General features: G+C 33.5%; 21 protein-coding genes. 4 read left to right on the forward strand and 17 right to left on the reverse strand.

The features are described from left to right. Positions 1–132 precede the first annotated feature (132 nt). Entirely contained in the window at positions 133–696 is a 564-nt protein-coding gene (locus BN2665_RS16550; RefSeq protein ID WP_055668196.1) for a hypothetical protein, read from the reverse strand. Between the two features lie 143 nt (positions 697–839). Here BN2665_RS16550 and BN2665_RS16555 point away from each other — a divergent pair, with 143 nt between their 5' ends. Next, entirely contained in the window at positions 840–1,496 is a 657-nt protein-coding gene (locus tag BN2665_RS16555; RefSeq protein ID WP_055668431.1) for a cupin domain-containing protein, read from the forward strand. Between the two features lie 126 nt (positions 1,497–1,622). On the opposite strand, the gene BN2665_RS16560 is transcribed toward BN2665_RS16555, so the two are convergent. The 4 genes from BN2665_RS16560 to melA all read right to left on the reverse strand — a co-directional run bounded on the left by BN2665_RS16560 (position 1,623) and on the right by melA (position 7,102). Next, entirely contained in the window at positions 1,623–2,087 is a 465-nt protein-coding gene (locus tag BN2665_RS16560) for a hypothetical protein (protein WP_055668197.1), read from the reverse strand. A 444-nt stretch (positions 2,088–2,531) separates the two neighbouring features. After that, complete coding sequence (helD, locus tag BN2665_RS16565) at positions 2,532–4,778, reverse strand: RNA polymerase recycling motor HelD (RefSeq protein WP_055668198.1); 2,247 nt, start codon at positions 4,776–4,778, stop codon at positions 2,532–2,534. A 250-nt stretch (positions 4,779–5,028) separates the two neighbouring features. After that, positions 5,029–5,595, reverse strand: a complete 567-nt coding sequence (locus BN2665_RS16570) for a DUF1003 domain-containing protein (protein WP_055668199.1) — start codon at positions 5,593–5,595, stop codon at positions 5,029–5,031. Positions 5,596–5,776: 181 nt separating this feature from the next. After that, positions 5,777–7,102 (reverse strand): alpha-galactosidase, encoded by a 1,326-nt coding sequence (melA, locus tag BN2665_RS16575; RefSeq protein ID WP_055668432.1) that lies wholly within the window; start codon positions 7,100–7,102, stop codon positions 5,777–5,779. Positions 7,103–7,265: 163 nt separating this feature from the next. Here melA and BN2665_RS16580 point away from each other — a divergent pair, with 163 nt between their 5' ends. Then, a complete protein-coding gene (locus BN2665_RS16580; RefSeq protein ID WP_055668200.1) occupies positions 7,266–8,099 on the forward strand; it encodes an AraC family transcriptional regulator in 834 nt (277 codons plus the stop codon). A 374-nt stretch (positions 8,100–8,473) separates the two neighbouring features. Here BN2665_RS16580 and BN2665_RS16585 read toward each other — a convergent pair whose 3' ends face one another. From BN2665_RS16585 to BN2665_RS16605, 5 genes are all read right to left on the reverse strand, one after another. Then, positions 8,474–9,256, reverse strand: coding sequence for a MerR family transcriptional regulator (locus BN2665_RS16585; RefSeq protein ID WP_055668201.1), 783 nt, complete (start codon positions 9,254–9,256; stop codon positions 8,474–8,476). A 21-nt stretch (positions 9,257–9,277) separates the two neighbouring features. Beyond that, a complete protein-coding gene (locus BN2665_RS16590; RefSeq protein WP_055668202.1) occupies positions 9,278–9,751 on the reverse strand; it encodes a flavodoxin in 474 nt (157 codons plus the stop codon). Between the two features lie 512 nt (positions 9,752–10,263). Continuing rightward, positions 10,264–10,866, reverse strand: a complete 603-nt coding sequence (locus BN2665_RS16595) for a class I SAM-dependent methyltransferase (protein WP_055668203.1) — start codon at positions 10,864–10,866, stop codon at positions 10,264–10,266. A gap of 100 nt (positions 10,867–10,966) precedes the next feature. Then, on the reverse strand, positions 10,967–11,812 hold the full coding sequence (locus tag BN2665_RS16600; protein WP_055668204.1) for an aldo/keto reductase: 846 nt from the start codon (positions 11,810–11,812) through the stop codon (positions 10,967–10,969). 23 nt (positions 11,813–11,835) lie between these two features. Next, positions 11,836–12,462 (reverse strand): flavodoxin family protein, encoded by a 627-nt coding sequence (locus BN2665_RS16605; RefSeq protein ID WP_055668205.1) that lies wholly within the window; start codon positions 12,460–12,462, stop codon positions 11,836–11,838. A 158-nt stretch (positions 12,463–12,620) separates the two neighbouring features. Here BN2665_RS16605 and BN2665_RS16610 point away from each other — a divergent pair, with 158 nt between their 5' ends. Continuing rightward, positions 12,621–13,043, forward strand: a complete 423-nt coding sequence (locus BN2665_RS16610; protein WP_055668206.1) for a MerR family transcriptional regulator — start codon at positions 12,621–12,623, stop codon at positions 13,041–13,043. A 475-nt stretch (positions 13,044–13,518) separates the two neighbouring features. Here BN2665_RS16610 and pdxR read toward each other — a convergent pair whose 3' ends face one another. Further along, entirely contained in the window at positions 13,519–14,937 is a 1,419-nt protein-coding gene (gene pdxR, locus BN2665_RS16615) for a MocR-like pyridoxine biosynthesis transcription factor PdxR (protein WP_055668207.1), read from the reverse strand. 163 nt (positions 14,938–15,100) lie between these two features. On the opposite strand from pdxR, the gene BN2665_RS16620 reads away from it, so the two are divergent. Then, positions 15,101–15,574: a pyridoxamine 5'-phosphate oxidase family protein gene (locus BN2665_RS16620; protein WP_055668208.1), complete on the forward strand. Its 474-nt coding sequence runs from the start codon at positions 15,101–15,103 to the stop codon at positions 15,572–15,574. 119 nt (positions 15,575–15,693) lie between these two features. Here the strand turns inward: BN2665_RS16620 and BN2665_RS16625 are convergent, their stop codons facing one another. The 6 genes from BN2665_RS16625 to BN2665_RS16645 all read right to left on the reverse strand — a co-directional run bounded on the left by BN2665_RS16625 (position 15,694) and on the right by BN2665_RS16645 (position 21,541). Beyond that, on the reverse strand, positions 15,694–16,776 hold the full coding sequence (locus BN2665_RS16625; RefSeq protein WP_055668209.1) for an NAD(P)H-dependent amine dehydrogenase family protein: 1,083 nt from the start codon (positions 16,774–16,776) through the stop codon (positions 15,694–15,696). A gap of 121 nt (positions 16,777–16,897) precedes the next feature. Beyond that, complete coding sequence (locus BN2665_RS16630) at positions 16,898–17,737, reverse strand: MerR family transcriptional regulator (protein WP_055668210.1); 840 nt, start codon at positions 17,735–17,737, stop codon at positions 16,898–16,900. Between the two features lie 371 nt (positions 17,738–18,108). Then, positions 18,109–18,273 (reverse strand): hypothetical protein, encoded by a 165-nt coding sequence (locus BN2665_RS27075; protein WP_154674967.1) that lies wholly within the window; start codon positions 18,271–18,273, stop codon positions 18,109–18,111. A 174-nt stretch (positions 18,274–18,447) separates the two neighbouring features. Beyond that, positions 18,448–19,302: an AAA family ATPase gene (locus tag BN2665_RS16635; RefSeq protein ID WP_055668211.1), complete on the reverse strand. Its 855-nt coding sequence runs from the start codon at positions 19,300–19,302 to the stop codon at positions 18,448–18,450. A gap of 11 nt (positions 19,303–19,313) precedes the next feature. Further along, positions 19,314–20,120, reverse strand: a complete 807-nt coding sequence (locus tag BN2665_RS16640; RefSeq protein ID WP_055668212.1) for a VanW family protein — start codon at positions 20,118–20,120, stop codon at positions 19,314–19,316. A 296-nt stretch (positions 20,121–20,416) separates the two neighbouring features. Beyond that, positions 20,417–21,541 (reverse strand): radical SAM protein, encoded by a 1,125-nt coding sequence (locus tag BN2665_RS16645; RefSeq protein ID WP_055668213.1) that lies wholly within the window; start codon positions 21,539–21,541, stop codon positions 20,417–20,419. Positions 21,542–21,548 lie beyond the last annotated feature (7 nt).

A 21,548-nucleotide genomic window follows, 5' to 3' on the forward strand; every position in this document is an offset into this window, starting at 1 on the left:
CAAAACACCGCTAATACCCATACCTTAGGTATTAGCGGTGTTTCTCACTAAATCTTAAATTTTCTAGATGCATAGGAAGTAATTTAATTATATTTAGAAAATTATTAATAACAAGCATCAAATTTATTCCTCTCACGATATTTTTAACATAGAGCCGCATTTTTTCATAACATCCTTCGGTAATTCATCCTTTAACATCCGTTGTAGTACCTCAGGATAAATAACACCAATATTCTCAAAAAAGTTTTCAATAAGTTTTGCTCTACTTTCGCCCTGTGGCATCATAGAATAAAGAATATACCACTCTTCTAGTGTGGTAAGGGGAATATTTTCTCCACATATACGCGTGTAATGAGGAATAGACTTTTCATCAAAGGAGTAACGATAAACCTTCCCGTGACTATATATTATAGGGCCACTGATTACATCAATGATAATTCCTTCAGTCTGATACTGCTGAAAAAATGCTGAATCATAAAAGCAGATTTTTTCTTTCTGTGTTCTGATACCCAAATCTGAAAGAAGCATATTCACTTTTCTAATGTCTTTTTCTGCAATGATGATGCTTATTTTATTATACTCCTCTACTAATTCATAACACCATAGCAGCATAGAATCACCCACACCCCATAAAATGTTCTCCTGATTTAATAGTTTTGCTATCTTTAATAATACAGTCTCTAAATTTGTTTTCATCTTCATCACCCTCTTTCTAACTTCCATTTTATCACTGTGATTCTGGAGTAAATATGACATATGTCATAATAAGGAAAAGAAGTTAATAGGAGCACAGCTTCTAAACATATTGCATATGATAATGTTGTAAACCTGTGAAAGGAATGAAAAATATGTATAAAAAATATCCATGCCCTTATTGCTTTAACACACCAATGCATACTATGAGAAATATGTACAATACTTGCGAAATGTATCCATGTCCCTATTGTTTTAATCCTCCTATGTACAACTTAGACTTTTCTGAGCAATTTACTAATCGGTATATTCCTTTTACTGATGAAATGAATCATTATTTAAATTTTAATTTTTCGCAATCAATAAAGAATGATGATTTAAATAGATTAAAGGATTATGGTCCAGAACCTTTTGTTATAAATATTGAAGAAGCAACTAAGCAAAATAATACTTATCGAACCGCATTATGGACCGGAGAGAATTTGCAAGTTACCTTGATGAGCATCAATGTTGGAGAAGATATAGGTTTAGAAATTCACCCAGATGTGGATCAATTTATACGTATTGAGGAAGGTGAAGGGATTGTTAAAATGGGCGATAGGAAGAATATGCTAGATTATCAGAAGAATATCTATGATAATTTTGCTATTATGATACCTGCTGGCAAATGGCATAATATAATCAATACAGGTAATACCCCGCTCAAATTATACTCCATTTATGCACCACCCCATCACCCACATGGTACAGTTCATAAAACTAAAGCAATGGCGCAAGCTGCTGAAGAGAGCTCTTCCCAATAATATAAAAAGTAATTTTGAAAAAATTCTATAAAAACAGCTTTCTAGGATAGAATTAGATTCTCCTAGAAAGCTGTTTAAGGTGGTCTGCTGTACTATTTACTATTGGCAAAATAGACTTATGATTTATCAAATTTCTAGACAATTACGCCCTTTCCCTTTAGCCATATAAAGTTTTTCATCTGCAACTTTTATTATTTCTTCTGGACTATTAAAGGTATTATTATATTCTGTAATTCCTGCAAAATATTCTCTCTTCATCCTTGTAGCACCTTGGTTGTCAATAAAATAATAGGACCAAAATTCATCTTCTGTTACTTTTATATCAGAATTATAAAGCTTCATAAATTCCTTTTCAAAAATCTTCAAATTATCTTCAGCTAGTTTAAAAATCTCACTATCGATTCTGACTCTTTCCGAAACGTAAGCACGTAATTCTTCTAACTGTTTATTCTTCTCGCTTTCATAAACACTTATATAAGAAATAAACGCTATAATAGATACTATACTTATAGATATGTAAAAAATTTTCAAAAGTATCTCATTTATTAAAGAGAGGTTCCTATTTTTTAAATTTATCTTCACTGCTTTCACACTATCACCCTCATAATTTTCAGCATTTATACCGTTTGTAAAAAAAATATAATTATTATGTTTTTTAGGTAATACACAAGTTTATAAATGTAAATAGATTTTATAAACTACATTATAGCATTTATTAGAATAACTATAAATGAATCTACTCTTTTAAAAACAAAGCTCTCTGTAAAATGTAAAAAACATTTCCCTGTAAATATCTATAACTCATTTGTTTCATATTTTCATGTTAAGAAATATCACCATAACAATAAAACACCGCCAATCCACATATGTTTGGTATTAGCGGTGTTTCTAATAAATCTTAAATAGCCTATATGCATGGGCAATGATTTAATTTTATCACTGTAATGCTGGGATAAATATGACATATGTCTTAATAAGGAAAAGAAGAAGATAGTGAAAATCTCACATTTAATCTTTTATTTTGCAGAAATAAAGTTAATAACTTCCTTCCAGTAAAGCTGTAATTTTGCCGGAATAGTATATGCATAAAATATGAAGCGCTCTGGTACAAGCGGTATAAAGCAGCAACCGTTCCTCCTCACAGCAGTACTTTTCATTTCCTGCATTATATATAATTACTACGTCAAATTCTAATCCTTTAGCAAGATAAGCTGGGATTACTAAGGTATCACTTACATATTCATCATCATCCTTCATTATAGCTTTAACATGAACCTTGTCTTTTAAATAATTGTATACCTCACCTGCTTCCTTTACAGTCCTTGTTATGATTCCAATGGATTTGTATCCTTTCTCTTTATACATTTTTATATCCTCAATAAGTCTTTCCTTTATAACTCCTTCGTTTGGAAATCCCACGAGTAAAGGCTCATCTCCACTTCTTTCTACACATTCATCCATAGTCTCCCTATTAAGCAGTCTCCTTGAAAACATGGTAATTTCCATTGTAGATCTATAGCTTTTGGTTAAATTTATTATGCAGGTATTATCTCCTTGGAATATATGGGAAATATTATTATAATCTCTAAGGCTCATGAATGGATTGATGGATTGATTGAGATCACCTAACATAGTTATATTCGCATGATTGAAAAGCTGATAAAAGATTTCATACTGCAGCGGTGTATAGTCCTGAGCCTCATCAACAATCACATATTTTATTTCTGAAGTTTTTGGAATATCTCCAAATGTACTTTTTAGATATAAAAGAGGAGGCTGATCCTCATAATTTAGCTTTTTAGCCTTGAGGTTTTCTAAAGTATAGTTTTTGATTTCATCAATTTCCTTCTCACAGTATTCAGTATTTAGACTTTTAGAAAAAAGCTCTAGATTCTCAAAAAGCTTTTTATAAATATCCAACAAATCAAATCCTGTCACTCTATCAATTTCATAATATATGTCCTTCATTTCATCCTTTACAATAGCTATGCTGTGCTCCATAATTTCTACTTTATCTATATAAGAGCCTGAATCTCTAAGTTCACTTGCTACTTCTTCTACTCGACGCTTTTCATAAGGTTCTATAAGAAACAAAACTCTTTCTCTTATCTTTTGAAGTCTTCTTTTCAGAGGAAGTTGTATATAATCTTTAAAAAACAATTCTTGTAGATCGTTGCAGGAAACTATTAGCCTGTCTCTGAAAATAATATCTTTAAAGTTTCTGTCCATTTTTTCTACATAGGTTACATATTGTTTTAACATATCTATAAATTCCATAGAAGACTTAAATTTTATATTGTTAATTCTCTTTTTATAGGTTGCTTCCTTCTTTGAGCCCAGAATATATTCCATCATTTCACAGTAGTCTTCCTTAATAAATCCACTGCCTAAGGCCTTATGCATATATTCCTTAAATGTTGTCTGGCACATATTATCTTCTCCAAGTTCCGGTAATACATTTGAAATATAATCGTTAAAAATTTCATTAGGGGAGAATATTACTATATTTTGGGGTGTTATTTTATCTCTATGCTTATATAAGAGATAAGCAATTCTATGAAGAGCAACGGAGGTTTTCCCGCTTCCAGCAGGGCCCTGAACTATCAAATTTTTGTACTCCTCATTACGAATTACTTTATTCTGCTCTCTTTGAATGGTTGTCACTATAGCCTTCATTTTGCTATCAGTACTTTTACTTAGGATATCCTGAAGCATTTCGTCGTCTATCTTAAGATTGCTGTCAAACATATACGCAATTTCACCATTATTAATTTTGTACTGTCTTTTTAGCATAAGTTTTCCATCAATAATTCCTTCAGGGCATTCATAGCTGGCTTTTCCAATTTCGTAATCATAGAACATGCTGGAAATCGGTGCTCTCCAATCATATATGAGGAAATCATAATTATCATTAATGAGATTTGAAACTCCGATATAGCACTTCTCTACTTTGTCCTCTCCCTTTTCAAGAAAATCGATTCTTCCGAAATAAGGTGATAAAAGCATCTTCTCATATTTCTCTTGAAGTTTTCTAGTTAACTCATGGTTTCTCTTTTGCATTTTCATGCTATTGATAAATCCCAGAAAATCTACAATCTGCTCAAGCCCATTGGTTATTGAGACCGATCCTATGTCCTGCCATAGCTCCCTTTGGGTCTCAAGAGCATTATTTTTAAATTTTTCCTTAAAATCACGTTTTTCATTTAACTGTTTCTGCGCCTCTTTAAGCGCAGCTTGCAGCCATTCATTTTCAAGTTTCCATTCAAAATCATTCTTGTTCACAATATCCCCTCCTACTAATAAATAATTCGATAGGATTTTTCCAAAAACCTATTGACATTGCTTTTCAAAAGTTGTATAATATAATTGAGATAATATAGTATATTATATTTAAGGAAGGCAATGTATTATTATACTATCATTTTTATTCTATTGTGTCAATAATAAAAGACATTTGTTGTTATGCAAATGTCTTTTTATAATATATTTCATTGTGATAGATATATTGCTTACATCCCTTAGGAAATTACTATTAACTACTCCTATTCCTCAATTCTTCTATTATTTTCAATAGTATTTCTTGATTTCTCTTATTCTCTTCGCATTGTTCCATTAATATATCAATTTTATGGTGCAAATCTTCTATTATAATTTCAGACTTTAGGTTAATAAGGTAGTCATTTGCAGCAGTTAATCTATCTTTTTCGGTTTGACGGTTTTGTGACATCATTATAATTGGAGCTTGAATGGCAGCAAGGCATGACAACACCAGATTCAAAAGTATAAATGGATAGGGATCAAATGCTTTAGTCTTTAATATCACAGCATTCAAAATAATCCAACTTGCTAAGGTCAAGGAAAAAGTGATTATAAAAGGCCAACTTCCACCAAATGCTGCTATTTTATCAGCAGCCCTTTGACCTAATGTTAAATTCTCATCATGTGTACTATTTATATTCTCAGAAACCTTACCACTAATAAGTTCATGAAGTAACTCTTCATCAATATTACTGCCTTTTAAATCCTTATCTTTTTCTAATATTTCTCGAACTAATTCTTCTTTGCTGGGGGTTGAGCCTATTAAATCCTTGCTCTCCATTAATAATCACTCCTCTTTTTTGCTATAATTAAATTTAAATAACAACATGAAAATTATAGCAAATAACTATAAAAAATTGTACACCCTTTAATATTTTTTGTTTTTTAAAATGTTGCATGATAAAAGGAGCCGCTTCACTAATTTCTTAGCACAACAGCCCTTCCCTTCATAATCTTCGATTTTATTTTATATGTTTGAATTGAGGCAGGTAGTCTTTATTTGCTTCGAACATTTCATCAACCATCTGTTTTATTTCTGATAAGGAAAGCACAGCAGATGTTAATGGATCAAAGCAAACGGCATGGAAAACCTTTCTTGGATCTCCTGTAATAGCTCCCTCAACTGCGAGTTCTTCACACCTTGCGCTGGTATTAACCAATATGGCCAATTGTTCCGGTAGTGAGCCTACATGCATAGGGTCAAGCCCTCTCTTTGACGCCAGAACAGGTACTTCAACACAACAGCCTAAAGGAAGATTGTCTATAAGTCCAAAATTGCGTACATTTCCATTGAATTCATATAGTGAACCGTCGCCTATAGTTGCGTTAAAGATATATGCTGCGTATTCATGGCCCCTGGTTAGATCAATATCATCCTTCTGTAGCCATTCATTAATTTCATCCTTCCAGCTATCTTCTCTTCTTAAATATTCATCAAGTATATATCCATACTTTCCGGGATTCCAGCCAGTACCGTTAATACAGTATTTTTCTATCAAATCAGTCCTTTTTCTAAACCATGCGTTATATTCGGAATTATGCCCGCTGGATTCAGTGACATAATAATCTAGGTTTAAGAACATTTCATTACGAACAATTTCTTCATTATATATTTCAGTTTTTTTCATTGCTTCCCTTATTAATGGATAGGCATCCTGTCCATTCCACTTATAGTCTAAATAGAAGGCTTGATGATTAATGCCGGCGCATAGATATGTGATTTCACTCACAGGAGCTCCGATCCATCTTGCAAGCATTTCTGCAGTGCCTTGAACACTATGACATAATCCGGTAACTTTAATTTTCTCAAATTGTCCCTGCATTGCTCTGCATAACATTGCCATGGGATTTGTATAATTTAAAAATACTGCATCTGGGCAATACTTTTCAATATCCTTGCATATTTCCAGCATAACTGGAATAGTTCTTAAAGCTCTAAAAATACCTGATGGTCCTCTGGTATCACCAACATTAATATCCACACCATATTTTTTAGGAATTTCAATGTCATGCCTCCAAACATTGACTCCCCCAGCAAGTATTGTGCAAACAACTCCATCTGCCCCCTCTAAAGCTTCTGCACGGTTTGTTGTCGAGATAACCTTCGCCTGGTATTTTCCCTTTTCAATAATTTTTGTTACTGCTTTTGTAATTGCTGATAATCTTTCCTCATCAATATCCATTAAAGCTATTGTGCAATCAGAAAGAGCAGGAAAAGTAAGAATATCCTTAACTAATGTTCTTGTGAAACCAAAGCTTCCAGCGCCTATGAAAGTAATTTTTTTCATACCATCACCCCTGTTAATATGTCCCATTGTAAATCTCCCATATAAAGGTTGATTTAATTTACATCTTTAATTTTATAGCTTTTTATATCTGTGGTAAATGGACTATAGTCGTTATCTTATGTTATAATGTCGTTAATCTAAATTGATAATAAGGGGAACTATCATGATTGATAAAATATTAATACCGTTTGTAACAAAATCAGGCTTTAATAATGAATTAGTACCCTACTATTGTGGTATACAGCATTGCACCGCTGGCCATAGCTGGGGTCCTGGCATCAGAGACCATTTTTTGATACACTATATTATAGATGGTTTTGGTACATTTAAAATAAATAATAAGGAATACCACCTTGAAAAGGATCAATTATTTCTTACTTGTCCTAATGTAATAAATTCCTACCAGGCTGATGAATCAAATCCTTGGTCTTACCTATGGATAGGCTTTTACGGACTTAAGGCAGAATATTTTTTAAGGCGCTCCGGCCTCTCCCTGGAAAATCCCGTTATCAGCTATAACAAGGATAATTTACTTTTTAATTGCATTTCTGAAATGCTTACCTGTAAAGAAAATAAGAGATCAGGAGATTTAAAATTCACAGGACTCCTTTACGACTTTCTAGCCCTGCTGATAGAAAGCAATAATGATCAAAGAGGAGTAGAAGATACTAAGAGTAGAAAAGAACAGCACTTTCAAAAAGCTCTTGAATTTATATGTATGAACTATTCCCGCAAAATAAGTATATCAGGTATTGCTAAATATGTTGGCATTGACAGAAAGTATCTTCATTACATATTTAAAACTCACTCCGGTATGTCACCTCAAGAGTATCTGATAAACTATAGAATACAAAGAGCCTGCAATCTATTGGACGATAAGTCACTGACCATAGGCCAGGTATCTCATTCCTGCGGATATCCAGACCCTCTTCTTTTCTCCAAGATATTTAAAAAAATTAAGGGTGTATCGCCGACTGAATATAAGAAAAATATTTAATTTCCATGGAACTCTAATGTCATTTGCTGATTTTATTGAAACATCCCTCTCCTGCCTTCGCTCTATATCATCTGCAACAGATTTTCTTCAAACTTTACAAGTATAATCTTGTTCCTCTCTTTCTTCCCCATGCCATAGTTTTTGTTTACTGATAGAACCTATAGGTCTTAAGTTTGATTTATCACTAGGGCCTACAGGCGCTAAATTTTCTTTAAAACTAAAGCCTGCAGATCCTAATTTATTATGCCAATAATTTTCCTTCTAAATAAGAATAATTTAAATATTCTGGAGTACTATAGTATACTGATGAAATTATCTGCATAAGACCTATACTTATTTTTCATATACAAACTTATGCTAATTACAACAGTTTTTTATTTACTGTGTAAACAGCGCATCTCTTTATGACAATAGCACATAATTGCTTCATAAAGGAAATTACTCAAATCCTTATCACTGAATTGATTTAAGTACTTTTTAAATCTGCTATCAGATTTATATGTATTTGCAATACATTCTAGTATATCTGTATCACAAGCCATATATTTTTCTAAGAGACTTTTCCATTCCGCAATTAATTTTTGAACCTCATTAGATGAAGGAGATTCATTAATATGTTTTGCTAAACTATTAAATATTTTTTCCATGTTTTTTCCAAACTCATAATATAAGTCTGCTTTTTCATTGTCAGATAATTTTTCTAGTTTTCTCTCATATTCTTTGTATTTCTCTGTTTCACCATACAATATTTTGGCTTCACGGTCATACTGTTCCTGTAATGGTGGAACTGTTGAATTTTTAAATATATTCAAATTAAATAACTCTTTACCCGAAAGGTAATCTTCTAATGCATTAATAATTGTTCCTAATCGCCGTTGCTTTAAAATTAAAGTTTGGTAATGTGTTTCTAATTTTTTATGTTGTTCTTGTTTTGAAAGTTGCATAATATCCGATATTTCTTTTAAAGTTAAATCCATCTCCCTAAAAAACAAAATCATTTGAAGGTTTTCTAAATCATTTCTATCATAACCTCTATAACCATTTTCCGACTTATGACTTGGCTTTAATAGATTTATTTTATCATAGTAATGTAATGTTCTTGGAGTTATTCCTGTTATCTGAACAATGTCTTTAACGGTAAAAAATAGTTTCTTCATTCCACAATCCTTATCTCCTGTCTATAATTCGAATCCAATTGTCTCAAGCCATTTTCTAACCTCTTCAGGCACAACAGTACCATTTACAGCAATACCAGGTAGAATGATGGATTTTGAGCACTCTTTGGTTATATCATTTTCAATTTGGCAAAATCCACCGCCTCCATGAGTACAGAAGGGAATTATCGTTTTACCTGTAAAATCATGTTGCTTAATAAAGCTCATAACTGGTGGGGCTAATGTTTTAAACCAGTTAGGTGTACCTATAAATATTGTTTGATAATCATCTATGGACTCACTTCCAGATATTAAGTTAGGGCAAAATCCTCGCGCAATTTGATTCCTTACTTCTTTAGCGGCAGTATTATAATTAAAGGAATAATTCTTATCAGGAATTAATTCTCTTATAGTGCCACCAGTGTGTTTTGCTATTTCTAATGCTAAATTCTTTGTGTTTTGGAAAAGTGAATAATAAACAATTAGTGTTTTGTTCATATGTGTTATTTCCTTTCGTAATATCCCGACTTATCGAGTCATTTATAAATGATTCATGCCATATTTAAATATGCGGGATATAATTTAATCTACTATGAATACTAAATTATTAGCTCCACTATATTAACTTTTTATTATAAATATATGATACGCTATGACCTTGCGTCATAGTCAAGTATAAATTTCAGCAAAATATTTTCTTTGCTTTTTCGCTAAGTAAAAGCCCACAGCATAGCCTGTGAGCTGTAAAATCAAATCTTTTTCTATTTGAATCAATTTAATAAGAATAGGTTTATTGTTTAGTTACATTTATCTAACAAGCTTAACTACCATCTCTGTATGCCTTGAGGAGATAAATAAGATGTCGCTTGAACCTAGTGAGCCTTGGAGGCAGGCCATTTTTTCTTAAATCAATACATGAATAGTCCTTCAAATTGTCTCTATTATAACTTGCCTCTTTCAATTAATCTCAAGATTCTTAAATCCAGTGACGGAAGTAACTACTTCAAACTCTATTTCTGAGAATCAAGAATAAACAATGATGCATCATGCCCCATGAATATTTTTCTTCCAGTATAAAAAGTTTTAGACTGAATATTCCTGCATCCTATTTTAGTCATAATATCAGTTAACGCCATTTGATCAAATCCGTTATGAACCATATCTGAAACTATATTTTCATTTTTATCAAAATCTACAATTAGTAAATGTCCGCTTTCATTTAGAACCTCATATAATCTTGATAAAACTAATTCAACATCATTAATATGGAGTAAAACCTGAGCCATAATAATATAGTCTGCATGTAAATCCAAAAGACTTTCTTTTTCAAAGTCAAAGCACAATGTAGCTGCATTCTGTATATTAGAACCAGAAATTTTTTGATTTATCTGATTAATCATGTTTTGCGATATATCCAGAAAAAGCATAGAGTAAAAATCGTTTACCAAGTTCATTCCAACAAGACCAGTTCCACACCCAAAATCAATAGCATTCTTACTTTTAGTATCAGCTAAATATTCACAAATGGCATTTGATGAAACCTTTGCGATTTGGATTCTTTCAGAAGTGTCATATATGTCAGCTATCATTTCAAATTTATCCGTATTCCCCATTACTACCTCCCCAATCTATCTTAATGAAAACTCTAATATCATCTGTTTTTTCCACATGTAATAAAATCCTTTCTAAATAAGTTTCCTGTAAATAAAAGCTTTAGAAATCTACTTTATCCGGATGAAGCCCTGAACTTCCACAATCGGTTAGTCTGTCAATCTTCTCAACATCTTGTGCACTGATTTCAAAGTCAAATACCTCAAGATTATTTTTAATTCTCTCTGGTGTAACGGACTTCGGTAGTGGAACAATACCCTTTTGAATAATCCAGCGCAGACTAAGCTGAGCTACGGATTTTTTGTATTGATCCGCAATTTCCATTAATACCGGATGCTTTAAAATCTGGCCGTTTGAAAATGGGGCCCATGCCTCCACTAAAATATTACGCTCTTTACAAAATGCCACTGTTTCCTCCTGCAACATGCCAGGATGGAATTCAATTTGATTCACCATCGGTTGAATCTTAGCCGTTGTGAGCAATGGCTCTAAATGATGCGGAAGAAAATTACTAACTCCGATTGCTTTGATTTTACCCTGTTTATAAAGTTCCTCGAATGCTCTCCAGCTCTCGCTGTTTGCTTCCTGCCAGTTATTCTTGGATGCTTTTGCAATAGGCCAGTGGATAAGGTATAAATCCAGATAATCAAGCTGTAAATCCTCTAAGGTTCGATTAAAAGCTGCTAACGTCTTTTCATATCCTTTGTCATCATTCCACAATTTACTTGTTACAAATAATTCTTCACGTGCCACACCGGATTTACGTATGGCTTCACCAACACTTTTTTCATTTCCATAAGCGGCAGCGCAGTCAATATGTCGATATCCTGCCTTGATTGCATTTAATACAGATTGCTCTGTTTCATCTCCACTAGGCGTACGGAATGTACCGAATCCTATATTCGGAATCTTATAGTTGTTGCTTAATGTGTAAAAATTTTCTTTCATACTTATTTTCCTTTCTGAATTTATTATCGTATAAAATTTGTCATAACATGGTCTTCTTCTACAGGAACAGGTATTTTTTCTTTTCCAGCGTCAATTGTCTTAAGGAGCCAGGCCATTGATCTGGCATTTTTACGAAGGGTCTGAATACCTTCTTCGTCCTGATGAACTTCTCCTTTTTCCAAACCATATGCTACTGTCCAGTATTGAGACGGCGGCATGACTGTCTGGGCTAAGTTAAGATAGTTATTGAGCTGGTGTACTACGTCTACACCACCGGCACGTCTTACAACTGAAATGGAAGTTGCAACTTTATATTTGAAATAATCTGAACTTGTGTAGAATACTCTGTCTAGAAAAGACTTCATTGTTCCTGCTATTCCTGCATAATAGGTAGGAGATGCAAGAATAAAGCCATCTGCTTCACGCATTTTTTTTGCAACCTCATTGACAATGTCATCTTTAAAAACACAATGATTTTCCTCGGAAGTAAAGCAGTATTCACAGCCAATGCACCCATGAATATTTAGCTGACCAATTTGAATGATTTCAATTTCTATACCCTGCTGCTCCAGCTCATCTGTCATAACCTTGAGTGCCTGACTTGTATTACCGTTTTTACGGGGACTACCATTAATAGCTATCACTTTCATAAATTCACACTCCTTTCTTTTTCTACTATGCGGTTAGTATACCCCTTACACTTAACTGTAAGTCAATAGTATTTGTAAAAGAAATTTTCATAAACACCCTTGACTTAGAGTTAAGTGTAAGCTATATAATATGTACAAAACTATATGAGGTGATGAAAGTGAACTATACCATAACACAAGCGGCTAAAAAAATGAACTTAACAGCATATACATTAAGATACTATGACCGTGAGGGACTGCTCTCTAATGTTAAAAGGGATAAGTCAGGCAATCGTATCTTTGCAAAAGATGATATGGAAATGCTCTCCCTTATCTGTTGTCTTAAGAATACCGGAATGCCCATTAAGGAAATAAAACAATTTACGGACTGGCAAAATGAAGGGAATCATACACTCCACGCACGTAACGATATGTTAGTCAACCACAAAGAAGATGTCTTAAAGCAAATCGAAGATTTAAAAAAATATCTTCGTTTGATTGATCGAAAGCTCGATTATTACCATGATGCTTGTCAGGCCTATGATACTGGCTCACCAATCCCAACCTGTTGTGAATATACAGACAATGAGTTGGAATTTTAGATCTAATTTTAACAACTATTTTTATTTATATAATTTTGATATACAATGTTTGATCCCATAAGGACGCGGCAGGATAATCGGAAGAAAATCCTGCCGCGTAGTTTCTAAGATCAAATGAAACGATCTGCTTGACCTTCATTGACATCCGCCTAAGACAAACAGGGCCGCCTGACCCTCGGCATACCACAAAAAGCCCGACATAAGAGAAGCCGGTAATAACCCGTCCTAATGCGCTGCCTTTCAAATGTGGTGGGGCGTAGCCTGCACACAACGTATATTTACGCCAGGTTTTATTCGACAGCTTTCCAATAAGATACGATAACAGCGACGCAATGAGATTATATATAATATACAAAAGAATAGCCTCGCATTAAGAAAATCCGGCGTTATATGCTCTAAGCAATTGGAAACTTTAGGACATCATCACTAATCAGCAGTTCATTATGTCTTCCGAAATTTCACTATTTAATTTTCATTATGGTAATGCACTGAACCATGCGGATTGTAGCAATGCAATGCCTTTTCGTATCTGTTGTTCACCCAGTAAGCTGTATCCTACAAATATAAGGTTTCGGGGACAAGCGTTCCTCTCATTCCAGAATGGAATCATGGGATATACTTTGACGCCGACTTTTTCTGCCTGTTTAATAAGCCAATCCTGTTCTTCGCCACCTGGAAACTCCATAATGAAATGCAACCCTGCTCCACGACCATATAGGATTGCTTTGCTGCCAAACATTTTCGTTGCTTCCTGTACTAACACATCATGACGCCTTTTGTAGGTGATGCACATTTTTCGAGCATGGCGCTCATAGTTTCCATCCCTCATATATTCCGCTAAAACACGTTGCGTCAACCATGATACAGGAGAATTGTAAGAACGGAATACACTATAATACCTCTTGAGTAACCTTACTGGTAGCACCATATAGTTAACACGCAGGGAAGGAGAAAGGGACTTTGAAAAAGTTCCGATATAGATAGTACGGTCGTCGGTGTCTAGGGAATGAAGCGCTGGCACTGGATCCGCATCATATCTGAGTTCACTGTCATAATCATCCTCAATGATATATGCATCGTTGGCAATTGCCCAATTAAGCAGTTCCTTACGCTGAGATATTGGCATCACAGTTCCATAAGGAAATTGATGTGAAGGTGTTACATAAGCAGCACATGCACCAGAACTATGAATTGACGAGAGGATAAGTCCATCTTTACTAGCTGGGATTGGATACAAATTATAATTGTTGTTGATAAATACATCCCTTGCTCCGTTATAACCAGGTTCTTCCATGGCAATGGTATTGTTTTCTTTACACAAAATCTTGCACAAAATATCTAACGAATAGTGTAGCCCAGAGCCGATGATAATCTGCTCCTCACAACAAACCATCCCTCTTAACCTGTGCAGGTATTTTTTAATCTCTTGTCTTAACAACAGATCACCCTGCTTATCCGGATATTGATTAACTACATCTTTTTGTGGCGATAAGAGAATTTGAGAGGTATATTTCCGCCATAACTTGAAAGGAAATTGCTCATAAGGAAGCCCGCCGTACTGAAAATCATATAGACTTACAGGTTGCTTCGGTTTTGATCTTTCAACAGATAAAGCCTTTGTATCCTGTGGCACATAATTCCTCTCCATAACTTTATTTGAGGTATCTAGAACGAAAAATCCTGAACCATGACTTGCTTGAGCATATCCCTCCACAGCCAGCTGGGCATAAGCCCGACTGACAGTATTACGCCCAATACCCAATGTTTGGGCTAGTGTACGAATACCTGGAAGCCGTTCTCCATGTACAATATTACCTTGTTCAATATCTTCTTTGATCTGATGGTAGATCTGAAGATACATTGGATCATTTGAATTTTCTTGAATATAAATCATAGAATTATAACCATCCTTATGCCAAAGTGTACCCTATATTATATCACATAAGTGTATCTTTTTACAGGTACACTTATGTGATATAATGTGTTTGATTGTATATCAAGTACATATATATATTGAATAAAAGTCAAATTTACATAATTAGGAGGAGGATGAAATTATGCAATACAGAATGAAGAAGTTTCAATTAACATTGGAGCAGATTGACGAGTTACTTCATCGTGCAAATACTGGACGATTCGCTACTATCAATGAGAACGGTTATCCATATGTCATTGCCATGCATTTTGTTTTCTACAATAACAAAATTTATATGCATGGTCTTCCAAAGGGACAAAAGATCGATAATATAAATCGAAATTCTAAAGCATGCTTTGAGGTTGATGAATTGTTTGGTCTCTTGACTGACAACATAGAGAATGCCTGTGACACTGAGGCAGAGTACAATAGTGTTGTGATTATTGGAAACGCTTCGCTGCTTGAGGACTTGGATTATAAACGTGAAGTGTTGAATAAGCTGGTTGAGAAGTACACGCCACAATTTGCTGGGAAAGAGCTTCCTGATAACATGATTAAGGGTACTGCTGTGATTGAGATTGATATCATAGAGTGTACAGGAAAATATCATAAATAGGGCAGAAGGTAGACATTCATATCTAACAGAAGATTATGAATGTCTACCTTCTAAACATAGTCCCCTAAACTGGATTTTTCATAGACATCTGAATCTAAAAGACATTAAGTATATTTCTTTTATAATGATTTTACGTAAAAATTCATAGGTTTAACCATATACTGATTATCTTGCATATTATTTGTAGTTACATAACCAGGACGAGCATCAATCAACTGAGGTATGCGTCCTATTAATGTTGCGCAAGTAAGCTCCACTGTAGCTGGATTATTAACAGTAACTGTAGTATCAGGTTCACCTTTCAAAGTCCAAACATTTGAATCGAATTCTCCTGGAGCATATACTTTTCCAATACATGCTGTTTCAATAGTTATGCCTTCTTCTGTTTCAGTAGTAACCACAGCACGCATTCCAGTGGCATCACCAGCCTTAATAGTCATACCTAATGTATTTGAATGTAAATCTTCTTTACAAGTACAAGGAATGCATTTTTGTGTTTGGGAAACAATTGTCAATCCTAATTTTTCACATAACCAGCCGTTTTGGTTCCACATGAAGGAAGGAAGATATTCCCCACTTTCAACTAATTTTTTAATTTCATCAGAAGACAAGCTGTTATAGTTGCCTATTTCCTTTCCAAATTTTTCAATACCGTATCCTGCACCATGAGCAATTGCTAGAGCAATGCCATAGTCCTCAACATTATAACTAGAAGCACCTTCAATTTTTGTGATTTTAGCTGAAGATCCAGCTAAATTTGTAACAAGGGTACCCCAAAACAAGTCAGGATAGCCGCTGCCACATAATGTGCAGTTATTAGCCTTTGCAAGCTCATCTAGTCTTTTAGTGATATCTGGAGATGAATTCCAAGGAAACAGAGCTTCTTCACAGGTAGAAATTGCATTAACACCATTTTGTGCACATACTGTAAAAGCTGGTTCCAGTTCTTTCATCGTAGAGCGAGTTGCAATAATACAAACATCTGGCTTAGTGTTTTTAAGAACAGCATCAGCATCTTTGATATTAGAAATAGTAACACCTATAGGATTGCCTCCAATAATTTCGGAAATATCCTTTCCTATTATTGCAGGATTTACGTCAAAGGCAGCAACAATTTCCCCACCCTTTTCCATAGCATAACGCATAAGCCATGCACTCATCTTTCCACAGCCGTACTGTGCGATTTTTACTTTACGTTCCATAATAAACCTCCTAGTATGATAAAGTATAGTATAAACAAAAAATATTCTTTCTATAGTTTTAATCATAAAGGTTATTATAACAATAAGGTCAAGCAAAATATTATAACAGAAAATAAATATGTTATACTTGAGAAAATCTGATAGGAATCTGAAGTCTGAGATGCATTCCACGTTCATTAGTACTTATTGCAGGAATATCTGCTATACTTTCACAAAGATAATCCCCACATATCTCATAACCTTTCTGTTTTATTTCATCCATTAATCTACAGACATATTCTTTTTCCTTATAAAAATCATTGCAGAAAATACTCAAATAGTAGTTACCCGGAATGGTTATACTGTGCTTTTCAAGCATATACTCCTCATCAATAAAGACAAAAGCTTCAGTAGAATAAAATTTACCTTCTAACAGATCCTTTTTACGCAAAATCATTCCAGCATTGCAGAAATAAATTTGTGGAAGTTCATCAGCCATAAGGCTATAACGTAAGTCACGTAATATTTTCTCATAGGTCTCTATATCATAATCATAGATATTTATCCCAGAATCCACATAGTACATTTGTCGTTTTTCAATATATTCCAATATGATAATTCCAACTGGCGGCGAGGTACGATACCGTTTCAGACTTTCAACTGTACGTTCAATACCCCTCATCTGGGATTTTAGGGTTTGAATTTCATCCTGTATCTGACTATGCCTTTGACATAGGAAATTTTCAATAATATCAATATTCTTGTTATCCAGTTGATATTTAATTTCTTTAAGCTGCATACCCAAGGATTTCATATACTGAATAATATCAAGTATTGCACATTGTTTTATATCATAATATCTATATTTGTTATTACCATCACGATAGCAAGGTGAGAGCAAGTCCATCTTATCATAAAGCCTGAGAGTTTGTTCTGTAACGCAGTTGAGTTTTGCCATTTCCCCTACAGTAAAATATTCCATAAAAACCTCCATTTAAAATAAAAAGTTACTTATAACATTATAGTATGTATAATGTTAGTAAACTAAATATAGTATAACTCATATACATATTATTACAATGCAAATTTATTCAATATATTCCAACAACATACCATCTTTACAAGCAGAATCTTGTTCATACCTTTCTTCCCCCATTTCCATAGTTTCTGTTATGATCAGTAAATATGCAAATGGAGGAGAAATTTATATGTTCTTATAAAATAATTTTTATTTTTTAAAATACTGCATAAAAAAGAGGTCTCTGCACTAATCTCTTAGTACAACAGTCCTCCTTCTATAATCTTTACTTTTAAATTATCTTGGGCAGCATCTATATATTCTTCTACTTCTTTTTATTCTTCTTTTTCTTCTTCTTCTTTTTCTTCTTCCCCAGGCCATAGTTTTTGTTCACTACTAGGGCCTATGGGCCTTAAAGTTGACTTATCACTAGGGCCTATAGGCCCTAAACTTTTTTTAGCACTAAAGCCTGCAGCCCCTAATTCATTCCTTCTTTCCAAGTATTTTTACAATAGTTGATCTTCTATTTTTCGACTTTCTTCCTATAAATTCTATGAGTGAAGAAACATAAAATAAATTATTTTTTTCAGTATCATTCATTTATGAATATAAAATACGCTATGACCTTACATCATAGTCAAGTATAAAAAATTTCAGTGAAATCTAACCTTAGCTTAAAACTCCTCTTCATGCCTTTTAAAAAACTCATAATAAGTACGCACATTTTCTAATTCTGTCCATCTTTTCACATCAACTGGATCTTCATCAAGATCATATATTTTTGCTCCATTCATCGCAAGGAGAAATGGTGAATGTGTTGATATAATAAATTGGCAGCCTAAATACCGTGCTGACTCCTCAATAAACTTCACTAATTCCATCTGACGTTTTGGTGAAAGACTGTTCTCAGGCTCATCTAACATATACAGTCCATTTTCACCAATTTTTTCAATAAAATATTTGAATGCGCTTTCTCCATTTGAATACTCCCTCACATTAGCCATCAACTCACTTCTCACAAACCGGGACTGTGTTTTGCTTCTAGCAGCATTTACTTTTTTTAACTGCTCATAATCTGCTATAGACTTCATTCGGAAATGAGAATATTTAGCATCTAAATATTCCTCAAAAAGTTCTTCCCGCTTTTGGTCAATTCCTTCGTTGAGATTACGGATATTCAACATATAATCAAATACATCATCACTGGTTATAATTCTGCTATTTTTAGGGATATCAACTTCAAGCTCCAGCTCACACATATTCACATAGGCAGAATAGAAATTAGATTTATTGTAGATAGAATCTCTATGGATTCCTATTTTTTCTGCCATCACATTTAATGCTGTTGATTTTCCTGAACCATTTCCACCATATAGAATCGTAATTGGTTTAAAATCAATTCTTTCAAAACCATGTCTTGATAATATCTTAAAAGGATAAAAGGAGTCATAGCACATTCTTTTTTCCTCTAGCAAAAAGTCAAATTCCATGTCATCATTTGGAAACTTAAAAACATTTAAATAAACCATTATCATCTTCCTTATATTTTATCATTATCCATATCTAATTTGTACTTAACTTCGCAATGATTTTTTATAAGCATTTCTTCTCTTATCTTATTCCCTGTATTTTTATCTAAAACAGTTCTCCAAATTTCATTTTCCCTATAGTATTTACCATCACCTTCTATAAATCTATGATTTCTCTCAAACACATGATAAGATTCTTCAAGTTCTTTGTCTGCCCTTATTTCTCCTTTTATATACTTATTATCAAAGCTTATATTTATTTGAAAAGTATAAGGGGTACTATTTATAAATTTTAAGTCTACATAATTATAAAATACTGTAGCCCCACTTGCAAAGGGTAAAACCCTTCCATTATCAGGGAACGGGTCGAAACTATGCCTATATCTTTCTGTAACCGTAAGAGGACTGTGAAGTACCATCCAATATATTAAGTTAGATAATTGACAAAGGCCTCCCCCTACGCCTGTCTTTACTTCTCCCATGGACAGGCACATTCCTTCCTTGTAACCCTTCTTTTTTGAAGTTTTCCCCACTAGTCTCCAAAAGGAAAAGGTTTCTCCCGGTGTTATAATTACTCCATTGATTTTCTCAGCAGCTAATTTTAAATTAACCACCTTATTATATTGAAGCTCTATATTTGAATTGCCAAGTTTTCTTATTAGTACAGATTGATGTTTCTTTACTCTTACAGGCAATTGGTTTTCTAACTTAGTTGTAGCATATTTATTTCCATCAAAAGCTGTGGTTATCTTTTTAAAGGCTCTTTTCTGTTCTACCCTAAATATATAAACCATTTTAGATCTTTCACTTAATAGCATATTTAACCCTCCCTACTCCCTTTACATATAATAATACGCAATAATATTATGTACAGCCACTATGATATTCCTTTATATGCTATTGTTTTTAAAAATATAGCTACCGTATTTTCCTATAAGTAAAGCCTTTGAGCATACCTAACATCTCAAAGGCTTTAAATCATTTATATTATTAACTTAACTTCTTTAATTTAAGAATTTAAGTTATTCACTCTATTTTATTTGTTCTTCTTCACTTCAACTGCCATTCTTTACGTAAAAAGAATTATAAAGGAAAAGTAAAATCACAAGACTCTCTAAAAAATTAGTTCTCCTGGTTTATAGCCGTAAGGCAGTTCTTCTTCACTTAAAAATTTGAAATTGTCGTCACGTAGTATTGGTAAAAATACTTCGTATGGAACCTTTAAAAACTCACAGGCATAATTACTGGCTCCGAACCACTTACCCTCTTTGCTACTCAAATTCAAATCTCTAGCAAATTTTGTATGATTTGAGCAATCGTGAACTGCTAAATCCCAGTTTTCTTCATCGGCTATTTTCATGAATTTCAGAGTTAATTCCCTGCTCCAAATTGGAGAAATATAGCCATGTCTAGAAATATACATGTTTTCTCCAAAATAATTGTATATGTTATTCTCATTTAAATGTAGTTCTGCACAATTTATAAAATCGAGTTTTGTCTCTAAGATTGCTTGCTTTTTCTTAAAAAATGCTTCGAAAAACTCAGGAGTCATTGGAGTTTCAATACCTACATTTTTAATATATTTTTTCGCTATTCTAATATTTTCAATAACTTTGTCCGAACAATTAGAGGCACCCAGGTTGAAGCGTATCTCGTCAAGACCAGCTTCAGCTAATGCTTTCAATGCCTCTTCCGTAGCTAAAGTGCCATTTGTATATAGATGTTGATAAATCTGGGCATCACTAAATTTCTTTATAATCGAATAGTATTTTTCAATTTCTATAAATGGCTCTAAATAAACGTATGAAATGCCCGTAGGTTTCTGGTGGATGGAAAGAAGTAAATCAATATCCTTGTCATAAAATTTTGTACCTCCGATTTCCCACATACCTTCACCAACGGGTGGAATATCATCTAGCTCTCCATAATTATAACAGAATTTACACTCTAAGTTACATTTATTGGTTTTTCTAATTGCACTCAACCCAGTTCCCATGAGACAAGACCTACATCCTTTAGAAAATTTCTCTTCATTTCCCACAAAAAAAGTTCTATTACTCAAAGTTTTAAAGTTTTTAATTTCTGACATTAACTTATCATTTCTATGATCGATTGCCGCCTCAATTTGCGCAAAGGTAGCGTAAATGATTTCTTGTTGTTTTGTCATAACTTCCTCATCTTCTGGCAATATTGAAAAAAATTCAAACCACATTAACGCATCCTTCTTTAAAATTTTCATAATGTAT

Origin of the sequence: Desnuesiella massiliensis, assembly GCF_001403615.1 — a bacterium.
Lineage (GTDB): Bacteria > Bacillota > Clostridia > Clostridiales > Clostridiaceae > Desnuesiella > Desnuesiella massiliensis.

Bases quoted from the DNA above. Each gene is read 5' to 3' on its own strand.
- BN2665_RS16550 (WP_055668196.1), bottom strand. From the start codon at position 696: ATGAAAACAAATTTAGAGACTGTATTATTAAAGATAGCAAAACTATTA.
- BN2665_RS16555 (WP_055668431.1), top strand. From the start codon at position 840: ATGAAAAATATGTATAAAAAATATCCATGCCCTTATTGCTTTAACACA.
- BN2665_RS16570 (WP_055668199.1), bottom strand. From the start codon at position 5,595: ATGGAGAGCAAGGATTTAATAGGCTCAACCCCCAGCAAAGAAGAATTA.
- melA (WP_055668432.1), bottom strand. From the start codon at position 7,102: ATGAAAAAAATTACTTTCATAGGCGCTGGAAGCTTTGGTTTCACAAGA.
- BN2665_RS16580 (WP_055668200.1), top strand. From the start codon at position 7,266: ATGATTGATAAAATATTAATACCGTTTGTAACAAAATCAGGCTTTAAT.
- BN2665_RS16585 (WP_055668201.1), bottom strand. From the start codon at position 9,256: ATGAAGAAACTATTTTTTACCGTTAAAGACATTGTTCAGATAACAGGA.
- BN2665_RS16590 (WP_055668202.1), bottom strand. From the start codon at position 9,751: ATGAACAAAACACTAATTGTTTATTATTCACTTTTCCAAAACACAAAG.
- BN2665_RS16595 (WP_055668203.1), bottom strand. From the start codon at position 10,866: ATGGGGAATACGGATAAATTTGAAATGATAGCTGACATATATGACACT.
- BN2665_RS16600 (WP_055668204.1), bottom strand. From the start codon at position 11,812: ATGAAAGAAAATTTTTACACATTAAGCAACAACTATAAGATTCCGAAT.
- BN2665_RS16605 (WP_055668205.1), bottom strand. From the start codon at position 12,462: ATGAAAGTGATAGCTATTAATGGTAGTCCCCGTAAAAACGGTAATACA.
- pdxR (WP_055668207.1), bottom strand. From the start codon at position 14,937: ATGATTTATATTCAAGAAAATTCAAATGATCCAATGTATCTTCAGATC.
- BN2665_RS16620 (WP_055668208.1), top strand. From the start codon at position 15,101: ATGCAATACAGAATGAAGAAGTTTCAATTAACATTGGAGCAGATTGAC.
- BN2665_RS16625 (WP_055668209.1), bottom strand. From the start codon at position 16,776: ATGGAACGTAAAGTAAAAATCGCACAGTACGGCTGTGGAAAGATGAGT.
- BN2665_RS16630 (WP_055668210.1), bottom strand. From the start codon at position 17,737: ATGGAATATTTTACTGTAGGGGAAATGGCAAAACTCAACTGCGTTACA.
- BN2665_RS16635 (WP_055668211.1), bottom strand. From the start codon at position 19,302: ATGGTTTATTTAAATGTTTTTAAGTTTCCAAATGATGACATGGAATTT.
- BN2665_RS16640 (WP_055668212.1), bottom strand. From the start codon at position 20,120: ATGCTATTAAGTGAAAGATCTAAAATGGTTTATATATTTAGGGTAGAA.
- BN2665_RS16645 (WP_055668213.1), bottom strand. From the start codon at position 21,541: ATGAAAATTTTAAAGAAGGATGCGTTAATGTGGTTTGAATTTTTTTCA.